This is a genomic window from Pseudomonas shiyinii (assembly GCF_056725765.1).
Genome location: NZ_CM161522.1, coordinates 1989993 through 2007265 on the forward strand (window position 1 = coordinate 1989993; position 17273 = coordinate 2007265).

The following is a 17273-nucleotide window of genomic DNA, read 5'->3' on the forward strand; positions in this document are numbered from 1 at the left end:
GTGGGAGCCGGCTTGCCGGCGATGGGGCCTTAACTGACAGGCATTCGCCTATCGTCTTGTCTTCGGAGATCAACAACCCTTCCATGAACGGACCTACCCCTAGTGTTCTGCCGCCAACCGCCGGTACCGGCAGCTGGCTGAGCGTTATCGCCCTGGCCCTGGCGGCCTTCATCTTCAATACCACCGAGTTCGTCCCGGTGGCGCTGCTCAGTGACATCGGCCGCAGCTTCGAGATGACCACCGCCCAGGTCGGGCTGATGCTGACCATCTATGCCTGGGTGGTGGCCCTGGCGTCGCTGCCGATGATGCTGCTGACCCGCAACATCGAACGCCGGCGCCTGCTGCTGTTCGTGTTCCTGGTGTTCATTGTCAGCCACCTGTTGTCCTGGCTGTCCCAGAGTTTCGCCATGCTGCTGGTCAGCCGCATCGGCATTGCCCTGTCCCATGCGGTGTTCTGGGCCATCACCGCCTCGCTGGCTGTACGTGTGGCGCCACCTGGGCAACAGGCCAAGGCCCTGGGCCTGCTGGCCACCGGCACGACCCTGGCGATGGTCATGGGGATCCCCCTGGGCCGGGTGGTGGGCGAAGCCCTGGGTTGGCGCGTGACATTCCTGAGCATTGCTGGGGTGGCGCTGGCCACCATGCTCTGCCTGATGAAATCGCTGCCGTTGTTGCCCAGCCAGAACTCCGGCTCCCTGCGCAGCCTGCCGATCCTGTTCAAGCGCCCGGCGCTGGTCATCACCTACCTGCTGGTGACCTTGGTGATCACCGCGCAATTCACGGCCTACAGCTACATCGAGCCGTTTGCCTTGCACGTGGCGCAGATCGGTGGCGAGCGCACCACGCTGCTGCTGTTGCTGTTCGGCGGCGCGGGTGTCTTCGGCTCGCTGTTGTTCAGCCGCTACAGCGACCGCTTCCCCCATGGCTTCCTGGTGGCGGCGATCGCGGCCCTGGCGTCCTGCTTGCTTCTGCTGTTGCCGCTGTCGGGCAATTTCTATGTGTTCGCCGCCTTGAGCATGGTCTGGGGCGTGGCGATCCTGAGCTTCAGCCTGTCGCTGCAATCGAAGACCCTCAAGCTCGCCTCGGATGCCACCGATGTGGCGATGGCGCTGTTCTCGGGGATCTACAACATCGGCATCGGCGGCGGCGCGCTGTTGGGCAGTATCGTCAGCAGCCAGCTGGATGTGGCCTATATCGGCCTGGTGGGCGGTGCTGTCGCGGTGGTCGGGCTGGTGCTGGCCGCAGCCAGTACCGCGCGCTTTCGTGAAGCCCTGGGCAAACAGGGCTGAGTCTGGCCGGCGCCGGTCACGGCGCACCGGGTGGCTGCAGCGCGGCGAAGCGCTCACGCAGCCACAGGTGCAGCTGCGACACGGCAGGTGACAGCTGCTTGCGGTGCGGGCACACCAGCGTCACCGGCGTCGGTTCGCCAAGGTGCTCGGGCAGCAGCACTTCCAGCTCACCCGCAGCCACATTGGCGCTGACATCCAGCCACGACTTGTAGACGATCCCTTCGCCTTCCAGGGCCCAGCGCCGCACCACATCGGCATCGTCGCTGAACAACGGGCCGCGCACCTGCACGCTGCGACTGCCCAGGCGCCACCGGTCGTACACCCGGCCCATCTGCAGGTACAGCAGGCACGCATGCTGTTGCAGCTCCTCGAGCGTGCGTGGCCGGCCATGGCGCGCCAGGTAGCCGGGCGACGCCACCAGGACCCGGCGGTTCCAGGGCGCCAGGGGCAGGGCGATGTAGTTGGCGTCCTGGTTCAGGCCATAGCGGATAGCCACGTCCACCGGGTCGCGGGCGAAGTCGGCGATCTGGTCGGAGAGAAAGAAGCGCAGGCTCAGATCAGGGTGTTCGCGGCGAAACGCACTGAGCCAGGGCAGCAGAATGTTACGCCCCAGGTCCGAGGGCGCCGACACCTGCAGCACACCGCGCAGGGTGCTATGGGCACCGTGCAGGTTGTCTCGGCCCTGGCGCAGGGTATCGAGCACGCTGTGGGCCGTGGGCAGGTACAGCTCGCCTTCGGCAGTCAGGCGCAGGCTGCGGGTGGTACGGGCGAACAGGCGCACGTCCAGCTCGCGCTCCAGGCGCTTGATCGCCACCGCCACCTGCCCTGGCAGCACGCCCGCCTCCAGGGCCGCAGCGGTGAAACTGCCCAGTGCACTGCTGCGCACGAACAGTTCGAGGTCGGTGATGCGCAGCATTTTCACTCCAGGGATGAAAGTGTTGTTGCATTGTGCCGCTTTTTCTTTTTCCCAGGAAAGATAAGATGCCCGGCACATTCCGTTCCCCTGAGGAGTTTCCCTGATGGATACCGTTGCCCTGGCCAAGCGCCGCTACACTACCAAAGCCTACGATGCCAGCCGTCGCATTCCCCAGGCGACCATCGACGCGCTGCTCGAGCAACTGCGCCACAGCCCGTCCTCGGTCAACTCCCAGCCTTGGCACTTCGTGGTGGCCGACAGCGCCGAAGGCAAGGCACGTATCGCCAAGGCCACCGAGGCCTTTGCCTACAACACGCCGAAAATCCTCAACGCATCCCACGTGATCGTCTTCGCTGCCCGTACCGACATGACCGAAGCCCACCTGGAGGCGGTACTGGCCCAGGAAGCCGCCGACGGGCGTTTCCCTACCGAGCAGGCCAGGGCCGGCCAGGACCAGACCCGTCGCGGCTACGTCAATCTGCACCGTTTCGACCAGAAGGACCTGCAGCACTGGATGGAGAAGCAGACCTACCTGGCGTTCGGCACCGCGCTGCTCGGCGCCGCTGCCCATGGCCTGGATGCCACACCCATCGAAGGCTTCGACAGCAAGGCGCTGGACGCCGAGCTGGGCCTGCGTGAACGAGGCCTCACCAGCGTGGTGGTGCTGAGCCTGGGTTACCGCAGCGAGGATGACTTCAACGCAGGGCTCGGCAAGTCGCGCTTGCCGGCGTCGCAGGTGTTCACCTTCCTCTGAGGGCGCGGCAGGTCATCGCATGAAAACCGGCCAGGTGTCGTGCACCTGGCCGGTCATTCCTCCTGCGCCTGGGACAACGGGCGTGCCACCTGCTCCAAAGACCTGCGCTCGGCTGCCGTCCCCCATCGCGCCTGCACCAGCGCGGCAAAGATCATCAAGCCGGCCCCGATCAAATAGCCATACAGCACGTTCGTACGTTCTCCCGTCTCGATCAGGGCGCCGAACAATGCTGGCCCGGCCAGCCCACCCAGGCCCGTGCCAAAGGCATAGAACACGGCGATGGCCAGGGCGCGGATCTCCAGCGGAAAGGTTTCGGCCACGGTCAGGTAGGCTGAGCTTGCCGCGGCGGAGGCGAAGAAGAAGATCACCATCCAGGCCAGCGTCTGCTGGGTGACGTCGAGCAGTTGCTGCTGGAACAGGTACCCGCTGATGCCCAGGAGTACGCCGGATATCAGGTACGTGGCGCTGACCATCAGGCGCCGCCCCCATACATCGAACAGCCTGCCCAACAGCAGTGGCCCACAGAAGTTGCCCAGGGCGAAGGGCAGCACGTACCAGCCGATGCGCTCGGACGGCACCCCGTAGAAATCGGTGAGCACCAGGGCATAGGTGAAGAAGATGGCGTTGTAGAAGAACGCCTGGGCGCCGAGCAGGGTCAGGCCGACCAGTGCCCGCCGCCGGTGGGCACCGAACAGGCAGCGCACGACCTCGCCCAAGGGCGTGTGGTCACGGGCGTACAAGCACAAGGGCGGGCTTTCGATGGCCGGTAGCGCGATGCCGCGCGCGCGGTACTGGCGTTCGATACCGGCGACGATACGTTCGGCCTGTTCCGGTTGGTTGTGGATCAACAGCCAGCGTGGGCTCTCCGGGATCCACAGGCGCATCAGCAGGATCGCCAGGCCCAGCACCGCACCGATGCCGAAACACAGGCGCCAGCCCAGCTCACCGCCCACCAGTGCCGGGTCGAGCAGTACCACCGACCCCACCGCGCCGAGGGCGGCGCCCAGCCAGAAGGTGCCATTGATGGTCAGGTCCACCCAGCCGCGACAGCGGGCCGGGGTAAATTCCTGGATGGTCGAGTTGATCGCGGTGTACTCACCGCCGATGCCGGCGCCGGTGAGAAAGCGAAACAGCAGGAAGCTCCACAGGTTCCAGGAAAACGCGGTCGCGGCTGTGGCGCCGATGTACAGGACCAAGGTGACGAAGAACAGCCGGCGCCGGCCCAGGCGGTCGGTCAGCCAGCCGAACAGCAGGGCGCCAAGCACGGCCCCGGCGATGTAGCTGGCGCCCGCCAGGCCGATCTCGGTGTTGCTCATCTGCAGCGCCGGGCTGTCCTTGAGCGCGCCGGACACCGAGCCTGCCAAGGTCACCTCCAGGCCATCGAGCAGCCAGGTGATGCCCAGGGCCAGGACCAGCAGCGTGTGGAAGCGGGTCCAGGGCAGGCGGTCGAGGCGGGCGGGGATATCGGTGCGGTAGGCGCGACCGGTTTGGAGTTGGGGCACCAGAGGCTCCTGTCTGCTGGCGAGTGTGCGCATGGCAGTTGAGCCGCTGGCGGGGAGGAGAGTTCATGTTTTTAAGCGTTCGGCGTGCCGGCTTCGATCTCACAGCCACCACCCACCTCAAGACCTACCCGACTCACCACAACGCAGCCGAAGCCGCCATGACCACACGGCCAAATACCTCGATGGCCCTGTCGACATCCTCCTCGCGGGTAAAGCGCCCCAGGCTGATCCGCACGCTCTTGCGTGCCTGCGCCTCGTCCAGCCCCAGGGCCAGCAGCACGTGGGACGCGGCGTTGGCCGCCGAGTTGCAGGCCGACGTCGAGGAAACGGCCACTTCGTTCGCCAGCGCGGCGCTATTGAAGCCCTTGGCGTCGATGCACAGGTTCAGGGTATGGGGTACGCGTTGCTCGGCGCAGCCGTTCAGGCTGACTCCCGGCAGTGCCAGGAGCCTCTCGCGCAGGCGTTCGCTGAGCCGCTGGATACGCTGGTGTTCGCTGTCGCCAGGCGTGCCGGCCAAGGCGAAGGCGCTGCCCATGCCGACGATCTGATGGGTCGCCAAGGTACCGGAGCGCAGGCCGCGCTCATGGCCACCGCCATGCATCTGCGCATGCAGCAACGCGCGGGCCCGGGGGCCGACGTACAGGGCGCCGATACCTTTGGGACCGTAGGCCTTGTGGGCCGAGAACGACATCAGGTCCACGGCCTGACGGGCCAGGTCGATCGTCACCTTGCCCACGGCCTGGGCGGCGTCGACATGCAGCAGCGCGCCATGGGCTCGCACCCGTTCGCCGATGGCGGCGAAGTCGGTGACCGTACCCAGTTCATTGTTGACTGCCATCAGCGACACCAGGCGGGTGTCGGGGCGCAATGCCGCCTGCACGGCCTGTGGCTGGATCAGCCCGGTGCAGTCCGGCGCAAGGCGCGTGACTGTCCAGCCCAGGCGTTCCAGCTCGGCTGCGGTATCGAGCACCGCCTTGTGCTCCAGCTGGCTGGTGATCAGGTGGCCCGGCTGCCCGGCACCCTGGGCGATCCCCTTGAGCGCCAGGTTGTTGGATTCGGTGGCGCCGGAGGTCCAGACCAGCTCGGCCGGGTCTGCGCCCACGCGTTCGCCGACCTGGCGACGGGCCTGCTCGACCAGCTCGCGGGCGGCCTGGCCGTAGGCGTGGCCGCTGGAGGCCGGGTTGCCGAAATGTGCATCCTGCCCCAGGCAGGTGACTATGGCCTCGATGACACGGGCATCGACGGGGGTGGTGGCGGCGTAATCGAAGTAGAGCGGGGCGCTGGGCATGTTGGCGAGTCCGTGCATGTCGCCTGGAAGTGGCGATCGATGGAGCCATCGTAGCCAGCGTTGCGGATACACTTTTTGCCTTGTGAACGCGTTATGTCTCCCATTGGAGAAAAATTTTCTATCCGGTGCAGAGTGTGTAGAACGTTTTGATAGATGTCGTGGCAATAGCCTTGGTCGTCGGTAGGCTCAAGCGGGTTCCGGCGCGGCTTCGTCCTCTGCCAGCACCCGTTCGCACAGCTCGGTGATCTGCTCGCGCATCCAGCGGTTGGCTGGGTCCTGGTCGGTGCTTTCGTGCCAGTACAGGTGGGTTTCCAAGGGCGGCACTTCCACCGGCAGCGGCAGATGACGCAATTGATGACGGCGGGCGAAGCGCTCCGGCACGGTCATCACCATGTCGGTTTGCTGCAACACCTGGGAGGCCATCAGATAGTGCTGCGAGCGTAGGGCGATCTTGCGTTGTACGCCCATCTTGCCCAGGGCCAGGTCGACATAGCCCAGGCCGTTGCGGCGGCTGGAGATATGGATGTGGGTCATGGCCAGGTAGTTGTCCAGGGTCAGCTTGCCTTCGGCCAATGGATGGCCCGGGCGCAAGGCGCAGACGAAGCGGTCCTGCATGAGCTTGACGTGGCGCACCTGCGGGTCGGTATTCAGCGGCGCATCCACTGCAAAGTCCAGGCGCCCAGCGGCCAGTTCCTTGGTGGTCTCGCGGCGCTTGCACAGGAAGCTTTCGATCATCAGGGCCGGAGCCAGGCGGCGCAGGCGCTGGAACAAGGGAGGCAGGATCACCGCCTCGGTGAGGTCGGTCATGCTGATGCGGAAGGTCTTGTTCGCCTGCTGGGGGTTGAACACGCGGCTTTCCTGCACCGAGGTGCGCAGCAGCGCCAGGGCATTGCGCACCGGGCCGATGATGTTCTGGGCCATGGGCGTGGGCACCATGCCTTGGGCGGTGCGCACGAACAGCGGGTCGTTGAAGGTCTCGCGCAGGCGCGACAAGGCATTGGATACCGCTGGCTGGGTGATGCCGACGATCTGCCCGGCGCGGGTCAGGTTGGCTTCGGTGTAGATGGCATCGAAAACGATGAACAGGTTGAGGTCGACCTTGCTGAGGTTCATGGCGCCGCTCTTTGTTGGAGTTATGGGCTGATCATATATTGCTTATGAATGTTTATACACGCGGAAAATAGACTAGGTGGATGGCTGGCTGTTGCTCTAGGCTCAGGCCCATGTTCTCCAGCCTGTGAAGGTAGCCCCGATGGATTTCGCCTATTCGCCCAAGGTCCAGGCATTGCGCGAGCGTGTCACTGCGTTCATGGACGCCCATGTCTACCCCGCCGAGCCGGTGTTCGAGCGCCAGGTCGCCGAGGGCGACCGCTGGCAGCCCACCGCGATCATGGAGCAGCTCAAGGCCAAGGCCCGCGCCGAGGGCCTGTGGAACCTGTTCCTGCCCGAGTCGGAATATGGCGCGGGGCTGTCCAACCTCGAATATGCGCCACTGGCCGAGATCATGGGCCGCTCGTTGCTGGGGCCCGAGCCGTTCAATTGCTCGGCACCGGACACCGGCAACATGGAAGTGCTGGTGCGCTACGGCAGCGAGGCGCAGAAGCGCCAGTGGCTGGAGCCGCTGCTGCGCGGCGAGATCCGCTCGGCATTCGCCATGACCGAGCCGGACGTGGCCTCTTCGGATGCCACCAACATGGCGGCCACCGCCGTACGTGATGGCGACGAATGGCTCATCAATGGGCGCAAGTGGTGGACGTCCGGTGCCTGCGACCCGCGTTGCAAGGTGATGATCTTCATGGGCCTGTCCAACCCGGACGGGCCACGCCACCAGCAGCACTCCATGATCCTGGTGCCCACCGACGCCCCCGGGGTGAAGATCGTCCGCCCGCTGCCGGTGTTCGGCTACGACGATGCGCCCCACGGGCATGCCGAGGTGCTGTTCGAGCAGGTGCGGGTGCCTTATGAGAACGTGATCCTTGGCGAAGGCCGGGGTTTCGAAATCGCCCAGGGGCGGCTCGGGCCCGGCCGTATCCACCACTGCATGCGCTCGATCGGCATGGCCGAGCGGGCCCTTGAGTTGATGTGCAAGCGCTCGGTGGCGCGTACTGCGTTTGGCCGGCCATTGGCGCGGCTGGGCGGCAACGTCGACAAGATCGCCGATTCGCGCATGGAGATCGACATGGCGCGGCTGCTCACCCTCAAGGCTGCCTACATGATGGACACCGTCGGCAACAAGGTGGCCCGCAGCGAGATCGCGCAGATCAAGGTGGTGGCGCCGAACGTGGCGTTGAAGGTGATCGACCGGGCGATCCAGCTGCATGGCGGGGCGGGGGTCAGCGGCGATTTCCCGTTGGCGTACATGTACGCCATGCAGCGCACCCTGCGCCTGGCCGACGGGCCGGACGAAGTGCACCGGGCGGCCGTGGGCAAGTACGAGATCGGCAAGTATGTGCCCAGGGAGATGCTGCGTAGCGGACAGTGAGCGCCTATCTTTTGCCCAAGAGCAAAAGTAGGTCGCCGTAAAGGCGAAAAGGTGAGTCACCGCCTCCGTGGCGAATGGAGTTTTCGCGATTCCCATGCGCTCGGTGTTTGTTGAACCTGGAATCGTTGGTATTGATTTAAGTGAACAGTCCGTTTGCGCGGGCGACGCTGAATCACCTTTCCGCCCTTACGGCGGGTCACTTTTTGTCAAACGCGACAAAAAGTAACCAAAAAACGCTGGCTCCTGCATCCGGCCCCTACGCTACGCTCCGGGGTTCCCTCGCTCCAGCCTTGCTCCGGCGGGGCGCGGCGAAGGGCCATCCATGGCCCTGCGCCGCTTGCCAGGCATCCCTGCCTGGCACCCACCTGCGCAAGGCTTCCACTCGGCCTCCTGACGTCGCGTTTGGCGGCGCCTGGGCTATCGCGTATCACAAGCAAGAGCCGTATTGGCATGGCTGAGAAGTATTAAACCAGTTGTTCCCATAGATACAGAGATACAGCGGGCGCCACTGAGCTCTGTGGGAGATTCTATGGTGCTAAACAAGCCAGCCGTGCAAATACGGCCCAGGCTCCGCCAGCTTGTATGGTAGGACTTGAAGGGGGGAGGAGGGACAACGCCAGCTTCTGACTGTTGCCGCAGTACAGACCGTGGGAGATTTCGCCCCGCCTCCCTTCCACCCAAGCGCCGATAAAGAATACTTCCGGCTCGACCGACGAAAGTAACAAGCCTGCGCCGCTGGGTGGGTCCCTTCAAGTACTCAAACCTTATCGGGGAGCATGCCCAATGGCAATGTCGGAACCTAATGCCGAAGCGATTATCGGTGTTGATGTCGCCAAGAGTGAGTTGGTGATCTTCAACGAGGAGCGCGATCAACTGATCACGATTCCTAATACCAAGCCGGAGATCAAGAAATGGCTGAAGGCACTGCCGGCTCGGGTGCGCATAGCCATCGAGGCCACCAATATTTACCACGTACTGTTTGCGGATTTGGCCTACGAGGCGGGGTGCACCGTGTACTTGGTCGATGGTTACGCACTCAGCCATTACCGCAAAGGCATTAACGTTAGAGCCAAAACAGATGCTATCGATGCCCGTCTGTTGGCTCGCTACCTGCGCAATGAATGCGAAGACTTGCATCCATGGACACCCCCACCACCGCTCTATCGTCGGCTTTTGAGTCTCTTTAGACGGCGCGCAGGCGTGGTGCAGGCTCGTACTGCACTTACCCAGAGCTGGGCCAATGAGCCCATGCTGAAGACCGCGTTTAACAATCACCTGGCATCAATGCAAAGGCTTGAGCTGCTGCTCGAGAAGTTAATCAAGGATTTGCTCGAAGAGGCAGGGCTGATGTCACTAGTCAAACGGTGCATGAAGATCGAGGGCATTGGTTTTCTGACCGCAGCCCGGTTGGTCACGTCTTATCAGCGTGGAGAATTCAAGAATAGCGATGCCTTTATCGCCTTTCTCGGGATGGATTTAAGAGTGGCCCAATCAGGACAAAAGAAAGGGCTCTCCAAGCTCACTAAACGAGGCGATCCCGAGGCGCGTCGGTTACTTCACAATGCGGCGATGTCGGCTCGTCGCACCTCTGCTTGGAAAGCGTTTTATGAGGCTCAACGAGCGCGTGGTTTTAGCACGACTCAAGCGTTGGTCATGCTTGCCCGCAAACTGGCACGGCTGGCATTCGCTCTGCTGAAAAGCGGTAGTGAATACCAGTCGAAGGCAGTTTGAGCTTGCCCAAAACCATAGAATCTCCCACCGAGATTGCGCCGCTCTCAAGACTTGTGAAATCACTGTGGGAGCCGGCTTGCCGGCGATTGGGCCGGGCAGGCAACCAACCGGCATAATTTTTCGCCGCCGCCGCTTTTGCTCTTGCTTTTCCTACGCGATAGTCCAGGCGCCGCCAAACGCGACGTCAGGAGGCCGAGTGGAGGCATTACGGAGGTGGGTGCCGGGCATGGATGCCCGGCAAGCGGCGCAGGGGCCGGATGCAGGAGCCAGCGGTTTTTGCCTACTTTTGCCCAAGAGCAAAAGTAGGTCGCCGTAAAGGCGAAAAGGTGAGTCAGCGCCTCCATGGCGAATGGAGTTTTCGCGGTTCCCATGCGCTCGGTGTTTGTTGAATCTGGAATCGTTGGTATTGATTTAAGCGAACAGTCTGTTTGCGAGGGCGACGCTGAATCACCTTTCCGCCCTTACGGCGGGTCACTTTTTGTCAGACGCGACAAAAAGTAACCAAAAAACGCTGGCTCCTGCATCCGGCCCCTACGCTTCGCTCCGGGGTTCCCTCGCTCCAGCCTTGCTCCGGTGGGGCGCGGCGAAGGGCCATCCATGGCCCTACGCCGCTTGCCAGGCATCCATGCCTGGCACCCACCTGCACAAGGCTTCCACTCGGCCTCCTGAAGTCGCATTTGGCGGCGCCTGGGCTGGCGGCGTTTACTCAGTAGGAATGACGGTGATCTTTCGATCGTAATCGGGGGGCAGCCCCCCTCAGATCAGCGACACACATTCGTTGGGTTCAGGGCGCTCCGGTCTTCTCTTCCTGCGGCGCCTGGGTAGTGGCCTGCTTGGGCGGCCGCGCATCGCCATCCTGGGCCGTGGACGGGGAAGCGGCCCGGGTCTTGAACAGCGACAAGAGGACCCCGCCCAGCAGCAACCCGAACGTCACGCCCAGCGACAGCAACGCCGGTACCTTGCCGACCATGCCGTGGTAGAAGATCTTGCAGCCGATGAAGATCAACACCAGTGCCAGCGCGTACTTGAGGTAGACGAAGCGGTGCATCAGCGCCGCAAGGGCGAAGTACAGCGAACGCAGCCCGAGGATGGCGAAGATGTTCGAGGTGTAGACGATGAACGGGTCCTGGGTGATGGCGAAGATGGCCGGCACGCTGTCCACGGCGAACACCAGGTCCGCCAGCTCGATCAGCACCAGGGCCAGGAACAGCGGTGTGGCATGGCGCAGGGCGGTGCTATGGCCGGGCGGAGTGAGGCGCACGAAGAAATGTGGGCCGTGGATCTGCTCGGTGACCCGCATGTGCCGGCGTACGAAGCGCAGCACCGGGTTGTTGGCCAGGTCGGGGTGGCTGTCTTCCTTCGACAGGGCCATCTTCACCCCGGTGAACAGCAGGAAGGCGCCGAACAGATACAACACCCAGGCGAAGTGCTGCACCAGCGCCGCGCCCACGCCGATCATGATCGCCCGCAGGAACACCACGCCGAGGATGCCCCAGAACAACACCCGATGCTGGTAGCGGCGGGGGATGGCGAAGAAGCCGAAGATCATCGCCATGACGAACACATTGTCCATCGACAGCGACTGTTCCACCAGGAACCCGGTGTAGAACTCCAGCGCCGACTGGGCACCGAGCTCATACCAGACCCACGCCCCGAACAGTACGCCCACGCTGAAATAGCCTGCATACAGCAGCAGGCTTTCGCGCATTTCGATTTCCCGATCCTTGCGGTGCAGCACGCCAAGGTCCAGCACCAGCAAGGCGATGACGATGGCGACGAACACCAGCCACAACCAGGCGCTGGTACCGAGGAACGGGGTGGTGAGGAATGTGAGCAGAGCCGTCATGAGCCCCTCCTTGAATGTCGACGTTGCATGGCAACAGTGATCCGACATGGCGGCTCGGCAGCCGTCAGAGGGGCCCGGTATCACATGGGTTTGAGCCTAGACCGGTTTCCCGGCGCTGCCGAATGGCAGGCTGTTACATTTTTTTGCGCCGCTGGCCCAGCCTTCAGTACACCCATACTTCGACCCTTTGGTTACGCAAACGTCCCTTTTGTTGATCGTTGTCGGCCACCGGCAATTCGTCGCCCAGGCCGGCCACTTCCCTCACCTCGATGCCATGACGGGCCAATGCGCGGCGCACGGCCATGGCCCGCAGGCGCGAGAGCAGGGCGGCACGCCCGGGCGTTGCCTTGGGGTCGCCAAAGCCGACCAGCACGACCTGATGATCGAGCTTGCCGGCCTGGCGCAGGTAGTCGGCGACCCGCTGGACATCGCGCAGCGCCTTGTTGTCGAGGTTGGCACTGCCGGCCTGGAAGCGGAAGCTGACGGTCAGGCGCTGGGCCTGGCTGGCCAGGGTGCGGTAGCGCGCCGGCATGTCCGCCTGGCTGGGCACCGGCAGGGCCTTGACCTGCTGGGAGACGAAGCCCTGGCGGGCGACGATCGCCTGGCCTGCCGGGCTCTGGGTGAACTCGGCCAGGGCCCGTGCCAGCGGGGTGGGGTGGACGGGCAGGTAGAAGAACAGGCGCCGCGACAGCGGGTAGTCTTCACTGGCCACCCGGGCACGGGTCGGTAGCAGGGCCGGGGCGTCACCCTCGGCGATAGCCAGGACCTTGGCGCCATGCACGGCCGTCAAGGTGCTGAAACCAATGGCCTGGCGGTCGGCCTTGACCCGCTCGGCCAGCGCTTCGCTGGATTCGAAGCGCTGCGCCTGGGGCGCCAGGCCATGATGGCCTGGCTCCAGCACCAGGGCCTTGAAGGTTTCGAAGGTGCCGGAGCGATCATCGCGGGCATACAGGCGGATCGTGCCGCCGGCCACGCCCAACTGCTCCCAGCGCTGTACTTGGCCGGAAAACACCTGCGCCAACTGGGTGATGGTCAGCTGCGACAGGGGGTTGCCTGGGTGGACGATCACGGCCACGCCATCCAGGCCGATGACCTGCTCCGAGGCCTTGTCGCGCAGGTCGCCCAACGCCTGCAGGCGCTGGGCCTCGCTGTCGGTGATGGGGCGGGAGGCGGCGGCCAGGTCGGCCTTGGCGTCGCCCAAAGCGATGAAACCGGTGCTGGAGCCGTGGGCGGCGATATCGATGTGCAGGGGCTGGCCTTGGGCATTCAGGGCGCGGATCTGGGTTTCGTTGGCGTGCTCGCCCGGCGCCTGTTCGATGGCCGTGGCGCCCTGGGCCTCGAGCAGGCCCCGGACCAGGGCCGGGGCGAGGGCGGCGCCGATGGTGTTGGAGCCCTGAATGCGCAGCTGCACCGGCTCGGCCAGGGCCGGCAGGGGCAGCAGGCAGCACAACAAGACAAGGAGGCGGAGCATCCTGGGAACCTGTGGCATAGCGTTGGGCCGCAGATTACGACAGGGCGGTGACTGGAAGATGACAACGAGGCCGACTGTGCCGGCCCTCGGGGAGCGGGTTGGCGGTGCCCCCAAGGCTCAGAACGTAGGCGGCGTGATCACCCAGATCACCACGGCATCTTCGTCCCCGGGGTTGCCATAGCGGTGTGGTTCCTGGCTGGAGAAGCTGAAGCTGTCGCCTTCGTTCAACTGGAAATACCGCTCGCCCACCCACAACTCGAAACGGCCCGACAGCAGATACCCGGCTTCCTCGCCCTCATGGCTGTAGCTCTCCTGGCTGTAGGTGCCCGGTGGAAAGCGCGAGTGGAGGATTTCCAGCTGACGGTTGGGCTGGGGTGTGAGCAGTTGGTCGACGATGCCGTCCTCGTAATGCACGCTCAGGCGGCTGTTGCGGCGCACCACGTAGCCTTGGTCCTCCGGGGCGGTGCTGGCCTCGCTGGCGAAGAACCACTGGATGGTCACGCCCAGGCTGCGGGCGATGTTGAACAGCGCCGGGATCGACGGGTAGGAGAGGTTGCGCTCCAGCTGGCTGATGTAGCCGGCGGTCAGTTCGCTCTGCTTGGCCAGTTCCGCCAGGGTCATGCCGCGGCGCTTGCGCAGGCCGCGGATGCGGGTGCCGAGAAAATGCGGGGCCGCGCCACCGGCTTCGGCGGCGGGCATCGGCGTCATGGGTTGCTCGCTCATTGGGCGTCGGTCCATCGGGAAAGCGGCAGTATGACCAGCCTCAGAGCGCCCAGGCAACCGTCAGGCCGTCATGGATCGCCTCCTCGACGGTGCGTGGCGCCAGGCAGTCGCCGACGCGCCTGACCTCGACCAGCCCGGCCAGCTCCTCGCCCAAGGTGTCCTGGGGTTGGTGGCCCAGGCACAGCACCAGGGTGTCGATGCCTTCGAAGATCATCGGCTCGCCGCTGGCGGTGTGCAGCAGGTAGACGGTGTTGTCGTCGCAGCCGTAGAGGCGGGCATAGGGCGTGATCGCAATGCCCAGGCGGTGCAGCTCGCCGGCCATCTGGTCGCGCACGTACAGCGGCAGGTTTTCGCCGCAGTGGGTGCCGTTGACCGCCAGCTGCACCTGGTGCCCGTCGCGCACCAGGCGTTCGGCGATGCCGGGGCCGATCCAGTCGCTGCGCCAGTCCACCACCAGCACCGAGCGCCCCAGGGTGGCCTGGTTGCGCAGCACCTGCCAGGCGTCCACCACCTGCATCTGGCCGTCGCGCTCGAACGTGGGCCAGTAGGGCGTAGCGCCAGTGGCGGCGATCACTAGGTCCGGGCGCTCGCGTTCGACCAGGGCGCGGTCGACCCGGGTGTTGCGCACCACGCGCACCCCGGCCAGTTCCATCTCCCGTTGCAGGTTGGTGCTGGCGCCACCGAATTCGCTGCGCCGGGGCAGCAGCTGGGCCAGCAGTACCTGGCCGCCCAACTGCGGGCCGGCCTCGTACAAGGTCACGTCGTGGCCACGCGCGGCCGCCACGGCGGCGGCCTTCATGCCGGCCGGGCCACCGCCGGCAACCATCACCCGCTTGGGTGCGGTGGTGCGTTGCAGCGTGCCGTATTGCAGCTCCCGGCCGGTTTCCGGGTGCTGGATGCAGGAGATCGGCAGGCCGCGGTGGAAGTGGCCGATACAGGCCTGGTTGCAGGCGATGCAGGCGCGCACGTCCTCAACCTGGCCGCGCTCGGTCTTGGTCGGCATCTGCGGGTCGCAGATCAAGGCGCGGGTCATGCCGCAGACATCGGCCTGGCCACGGGCAAGGATCAGTTCGGCCTCCTGAGGCTGGTTGATGCGGCCGGTGACGAACAGCGGGATGTCCAGGCTCGCCTTGAAGGTGCCGGCTTCGCGGGCCAGGTAGGCCGGCTCGATGGCCATGGGCGGGACGATATGCACCGCGCCGCCGAGCGACGCGGAGGTGCCTGCGACGATATGCAGGTAGTCGATCTCGCCTTGCAGGGCCTGGGCGGCCAGCAACGACTCGTCCTCGGTCAGGCCCTCGGGGTCACGCTCGTCGGCACTGATGCGCAGGCCGACGATGAAGTCCTCGCCGGTCGCCGCGCGTACCGCCGCCAGCACCTCGCGCACGAAGCGCAGGCGCTGCTCCAGGCCGCCGTTGTAGCCGTCGGTGCGGCGATTGACCCGCGGGTTGAGGAACTGGGCCGGCAAGTAGCCGTGGCTGGCCACCACCTCCACGCCATCCAGGCCGGCCTGGTACAGGCGACGGGCGGCCGCGGCGTAGCCCTGGACGATTTCGTCGATCATCGCCTGGTCCAGCGCCCGGGGCATCACCCGGAAGCGTTCGTTGGGCACTGCCGAAGCCGAATAGGCCACCGCCAGCAGGCCGTCGGCCGTTTCCATGATCTCGCGGCCGGGGTGGAACAGCTGCGACAGCACCACCGTGCCGTGCGCGTGGCAGGCCTCGGCCAGGCGCCGGTAGCCCTCGATGCAGGCGTCGTCGGTGGCCATCAACACGTGGGAGGTATAGCGCGCGCTGTCGTGTACGCCGGCCACCTGCAACACGATCAGGCCGGCACCGCCCTCGGCGCGGGCACGGTGGTAGGCGATCAGCTTGTCGTTGACCAGGTTGTCGGTGGGCAGGCAGGTGTCATGCCCGGTGGACATGATGCGGTTCTTCAGGCGTTTGCCACGGATCTGCAACGGCTCGAACAGGTGGGCGAAGGCGGTCGACATGCGCGCAGCTCCGGTGAGTTGTTGTTTTACACCATGAAAGTGTAGCTACAGTAAAAAATCAACTTGTTTTTTTACTTGTCCGCGACTAGCGTTCCCTTCGACCTCTCAAGCAGGGGCGCCTCACAACAACAAGAAAGCGGGCCTTGGCTGTACCGGCCAGGCACCGGCAGGAGGAACCAGCGATGAATGCATTTCCCCGCAGGACCGGCTTTTGCGCACTGCTGTTGGCCTTGGGCCTGGGCAGTGTGCAAGCGGCGCCGCAGATGGTCGTGGTCGGCTATGGTGGTGCAGGCCAGAAAGCCCAGGATGTGGCAATCTTCCAGCCTTTCAGTGCCCAGGACGGCAGCAAGCTGATCCAGAGCGAATACAACGGCGAGATGGCCCGTATCCAGGTGATGGCCGATACCGGGAATGTCGATTGGGATGTGGTGCAGATCGAAGGCCCGGACCTGTTGCGTGGGTGCGACGAGGGCATCTACGAGCGCCTGGACTGGCAGCAGCTGGGCGGTACTTCCGAGCTGATACCTGATGCGGCCCAGGATTGCGGTTCGGCGGCACTGGTGTGGAGCGTGGCGATTGCCTACGACCGGAGCAAGCTGGCCCAGGCCCCGACTTCCTGGGCGGATTTCTGGGACGTGAAGAAATACCCCGGCAAGCGCGGCCTGCGCAAGCGCGCGGTATACAACCTGGAGTTCGCCTTGCTGGCCGACGGCGTCAAGGTCGAGGATGTGTACAAGGTCCTGGCCACCCCGGCAGGCGTCGAGCGCGCTTTCGCCAAGCTGACCGAGCTCAAGCCGTACATCCAGTGGTGGGATGCCGGCGCCCAGCCGCCCCAGTGGCTGGCCGCAGGCGATGTGGTGATGACGTCCACCTATAGTGGCCGCATCGCCGTGGCCGCGCAGCAGGGCAGTCCGCTGGCGGTGGTTTGGCCGGGCAGCCTGTATGGCATGGACTACTGGGCGATCATCAAGGGGTCCAGGCATGCCGATCAGGCGCGGCGGCTGATCGCCTACGCCAACCAGCCCGATACCCAGGTGCGTTACGTCGAGCAGATCCCTTATGGCCCGACCAATACCCAGGCCGCGGCCAAGCTCGACCCTGGGCTGGCCAGCTGGGTGCCGACCTCGCCCGAGAACCTCAAGGGTGCGCTGGCCATGGATGTGGCGTTCTGGGTCGATCATGGCGAAGAGCTGGAGCAGCGGTTCAACGCCTGGGCCAGCAAGTGATGGGTTGATATCCGGGGCCGCACAGCGGCCTCATCATTCACAAATCAGGACA

General features: G+C 64.8%; 13 protein-coding genes. 5 read left to right on the forward strand and 8 right to left on the reverse strand.

Annotated elements, in window-relative coordinates:
- The first annotated feature begins 83 nt into the window (after positions 1-83).
- Positions 84-1289, forward strand: a complete 1206-nt coding sequence (locus tag ACXHGZ_RS09090; protein ID WP_480463439.1) for a sugar transporter — start codon at positions 84-86, stop codon at positions 1287-1289.
- Between the two features lie 16 nt (positions 1290-1305).
- Here ACXHGZ_RS09090 and ACXHGZ_RS09095 read toward each other — a convergent pair whose 3' ends face one another.
- A complete protein-coding gene (locus ACXHGZ_RS09095) occupies positions 1306-2205 on the reverse strand; it encodes a LysR family transcriptional regulator (RefSeq protein ID WP_480463441.1) in 900 nt (299 codons plus the stop codon).
- Positions 2206-2308: 103 nt separating this feature from the next.
- On the opposite strand from ACXHGZ_RS09095, the gene nfsB reads away from it, so the two are divergent.
- Positions 2309-2959: an oxygen-insensitive NAD(P)H nitroreductase gene (gene nfsB, locus ACXHGZ_RS09100; protein WP_480463443.1), complete on the forward strand. Its 651-nt coding sequence runs from the start codon at positions 2309-2311 to the stop codon at positions 2957-2959.
- A gap of 53 nt (positions 2960-3012) precedes the next feature.
- On the opposite strand, the gene ACXHGZ_RS09105 is transcribed toward nfsB, so the two are convergent.
- The 3 genes from ACXHGZ_RS09105 to ACXHGZ_RS09115 form a co-directional block, all read right to left on the reverse strand.
- Positions 3013-4461 carry an MFS transporter gene (locus ACXHGZ_RS09105; protein ID WP_480463445.1) on the reverse strand — a complete coding sequence of 483 codons (1449 nt, stop codon included), beginning with the start codon at positions 4459-4461 and terminating at the stop codon, positions 3013-3015.
- Between the two features lie 133 nt (positions 4462-4594).
- On the reverse strand, positions 4595-5749 hold the full coding sequence (locus ACXHGZ_RS09110) for a cysteine desulfurase family protein (RefSeq protein WP_480463446.1): 1155 nt from the start codon (positions 5747-5749) through the stop codon (positions 4595-4597).
- A 186-nt stretch (positions 5750-5935) separates the two neighbouring features.
- Positions 5936-6862, reverse strand: coding sequence for a LysR family transcriptional regulator (locus tag ACXHGZ_RS09115; protein ID WP_480463447.1), 927 nt, complete (start codon positions 6860-6862; stop codon positions 5936-5938).
- A 139-nt stretch (positions 6863-7001) separates the two neighbouring features.
- Between ACXHGZ_RS09115 and ACXHGZ_RS09120 the strand changes: the two genes are divergently transcribed.
- Both ACXHGZ_RS09120 and ACXHGZ_RS09125 read left to right on the forward strand, forming a co-directional pair.
- On the forward strand, positions 7002-8231 hold the full coding sequence (locus ACXHGZ_RS09120; protein ID WP_480463448.1) for an acyl-CoA dehydrogenase: 1230 nt from the start codon (positions 7002-7004) through the stop codon (positions 8229-8231).
- 789 nt (positions 8232-9020) lie between these two features.
- Entirely contained in the window at positions 9021-9962 is a 942-nt protein-coding gene (locus ACXHGZ_RS09125; RefSeq protein ID WP_480464020.1) for an IS110 family transposase, read from the forward strand.
- A 784-nt stretch (positions 9963-10746) separates the two neighbouring features.
- On the opposite strand, the gene ACXHGZ_RS09130 is transcribed toward ACXHGZ_RS09125, so the two are convergent.
- From ACXHGZ_RS09130 to ACXHGZ_RS09145, 4 genes are all read right to left on the reverse strand, one after another.
- Positions 10747-11808, reverse strand: a complete 1062-nt coding sequence (locus ACXHGZ_RS09130) for a TerC family protein (RefSeq protein ID WP_465002141.1) — start codon at positions 11806-11808, stop codon at positions 10747-10749.
- 163 nt (positions 11809-11971) lie between these two features.
- Positions 11972-13279, reverse strand: coding sequence for a substrate-binding domain-containing protein (locus ACXHGZ_RS09135; RefSeq protein ID WP_480463450.1), 1308 nt, complete (start codon positions 13277-13279; stop codon positions 11972-11974).
- Positions 13280-13396: 117 nt separating this feature from the next.
- Positions 13397-13987 carry a cupin domain-containing protein gene (locus ACXHGZ_RS09140; protein WP_480464021.1) on the reverse strand — a complete coding sequence of 197 codons (591 nt, stop codon included), beginning with the start codon at positions 13985-13987 and terminating at the stop codon, positions 13397-13399.
- 55 nt (positions 13988-14042) lie between these two features.
- Positions 14043-15995 carry an oxidoreductase gene (locus ACXHGZ_RS09145; RefSeq protein ID WP_480463451.1) on the reverse strand — a complete coding sequence of 651 codons (1953 nt, stop codon included), beginning with the start codon at positions 15993-15995 and terminating at the stop codon, positions 14043-14045.
- 182 nt (positions 15996-16177) lie between these two features.
- Here ACXHGZ_RS09145 and ACXHGZ_RS09150 point away from each other — a divergent pair, with 182 nt between their 5' ends.
- Positions 16178-17221, forward strand: a complete 1044-nt coding sequence (locus ACXHGZ_RS09150; RefSeq protein WP_465002144.1) for an ABC transporter substrate-binding protein — start codon at positions 16178-16180, stop codon at positions 17219-17221.
- Positions 17222-17273: the final 52 nt, after the last annotated feature.

Coding starts and splice junctions, on each gene's coding strand:
- ACXHGZ_RS09130 (WP_465002141.1), bottom strand. CDS start 11,808: ATGACGGCTCTGCTCACATTCCTCACCACCCCGTTCCTCGGTACCAGC.
- ACXHGZ_RS09110 (WP_480463446.1), bottom strand. CDS start 5,749: ATGCCCAGCGCCCCGCTCTACTTCGATTACGCCGCCACCACCCCCGTC.
- ACXHGZ_RS09125 (WP_480464020.1), top strand. CDS start 9,021: ATGTCGGAACCTAATGCCGAAGCGATTATCGGTGTTGATGTCGCCAAG.
- ACXHGZ_RS09120 (WP_480463448.1), top strand. CDS start 7,002: ATGGATTTCGCCTATTCGCCCAAGGTCCAGGCATTGCGCGAGCGTGTC.
- ACXHGZ_RS09140 (WP_480464021.1), bottom strand. CDS start 13,987: ATGACGCCGATGCCCGCCGCCGAAGCCGGTGGCGCGGCCCCGCATTTT.
- ACXHGZ_RS09145 (WP_480463451.1), bottom strand. CDS start 15,995: ATGTCGACCGCCTTCGCCCACCTGTTCGAGCCGTTGCAGATCCGTGGC.
- ACXHGZ_RS09115 (WP_480463447.1), bottom strand. CDS start 6,862: ATGAACCTCAGCAAGGTCGACCTCAACCTGTTCATCGTTTTCGATGCC.
- ACXHGZ_RS09095 (WP_480463441.1), bottom strand. CDS start 2,205: ATGCTGCGCATCACCGACCTCGAACTGTTCGTGCGCAGCAGTGCACTG.
- nfsB (WP_480463443.1), top strand. CDS start 2,309: ATGGATACCGTTGCCCTGGCCAAGCGCCGCTACACTACCAAAGCCTAC.
- ACXHGZ_RS09090 (WP_480463439.1), top strand. CDS start 84: ATGAACGGACCTACCCCTAGTGTTCTGCCGCCAACCGCCGGTACCGGC.
- ACXHGZ_RS09150 (WP_465002144.1), top strand. CDS start 16,178: ATGAATGCATTTCCCCGCAGGACCGGCTTTTGCGCACTGCTGTTGGCC.
- ACXHGZ_RS09135 (WP_480463450.1), bottom strand. CDS start 13,279: ATGCTCCGCCTCCTTGTCTTGTTGTGCTGCCTGCTGCCCCTGCCGGCC.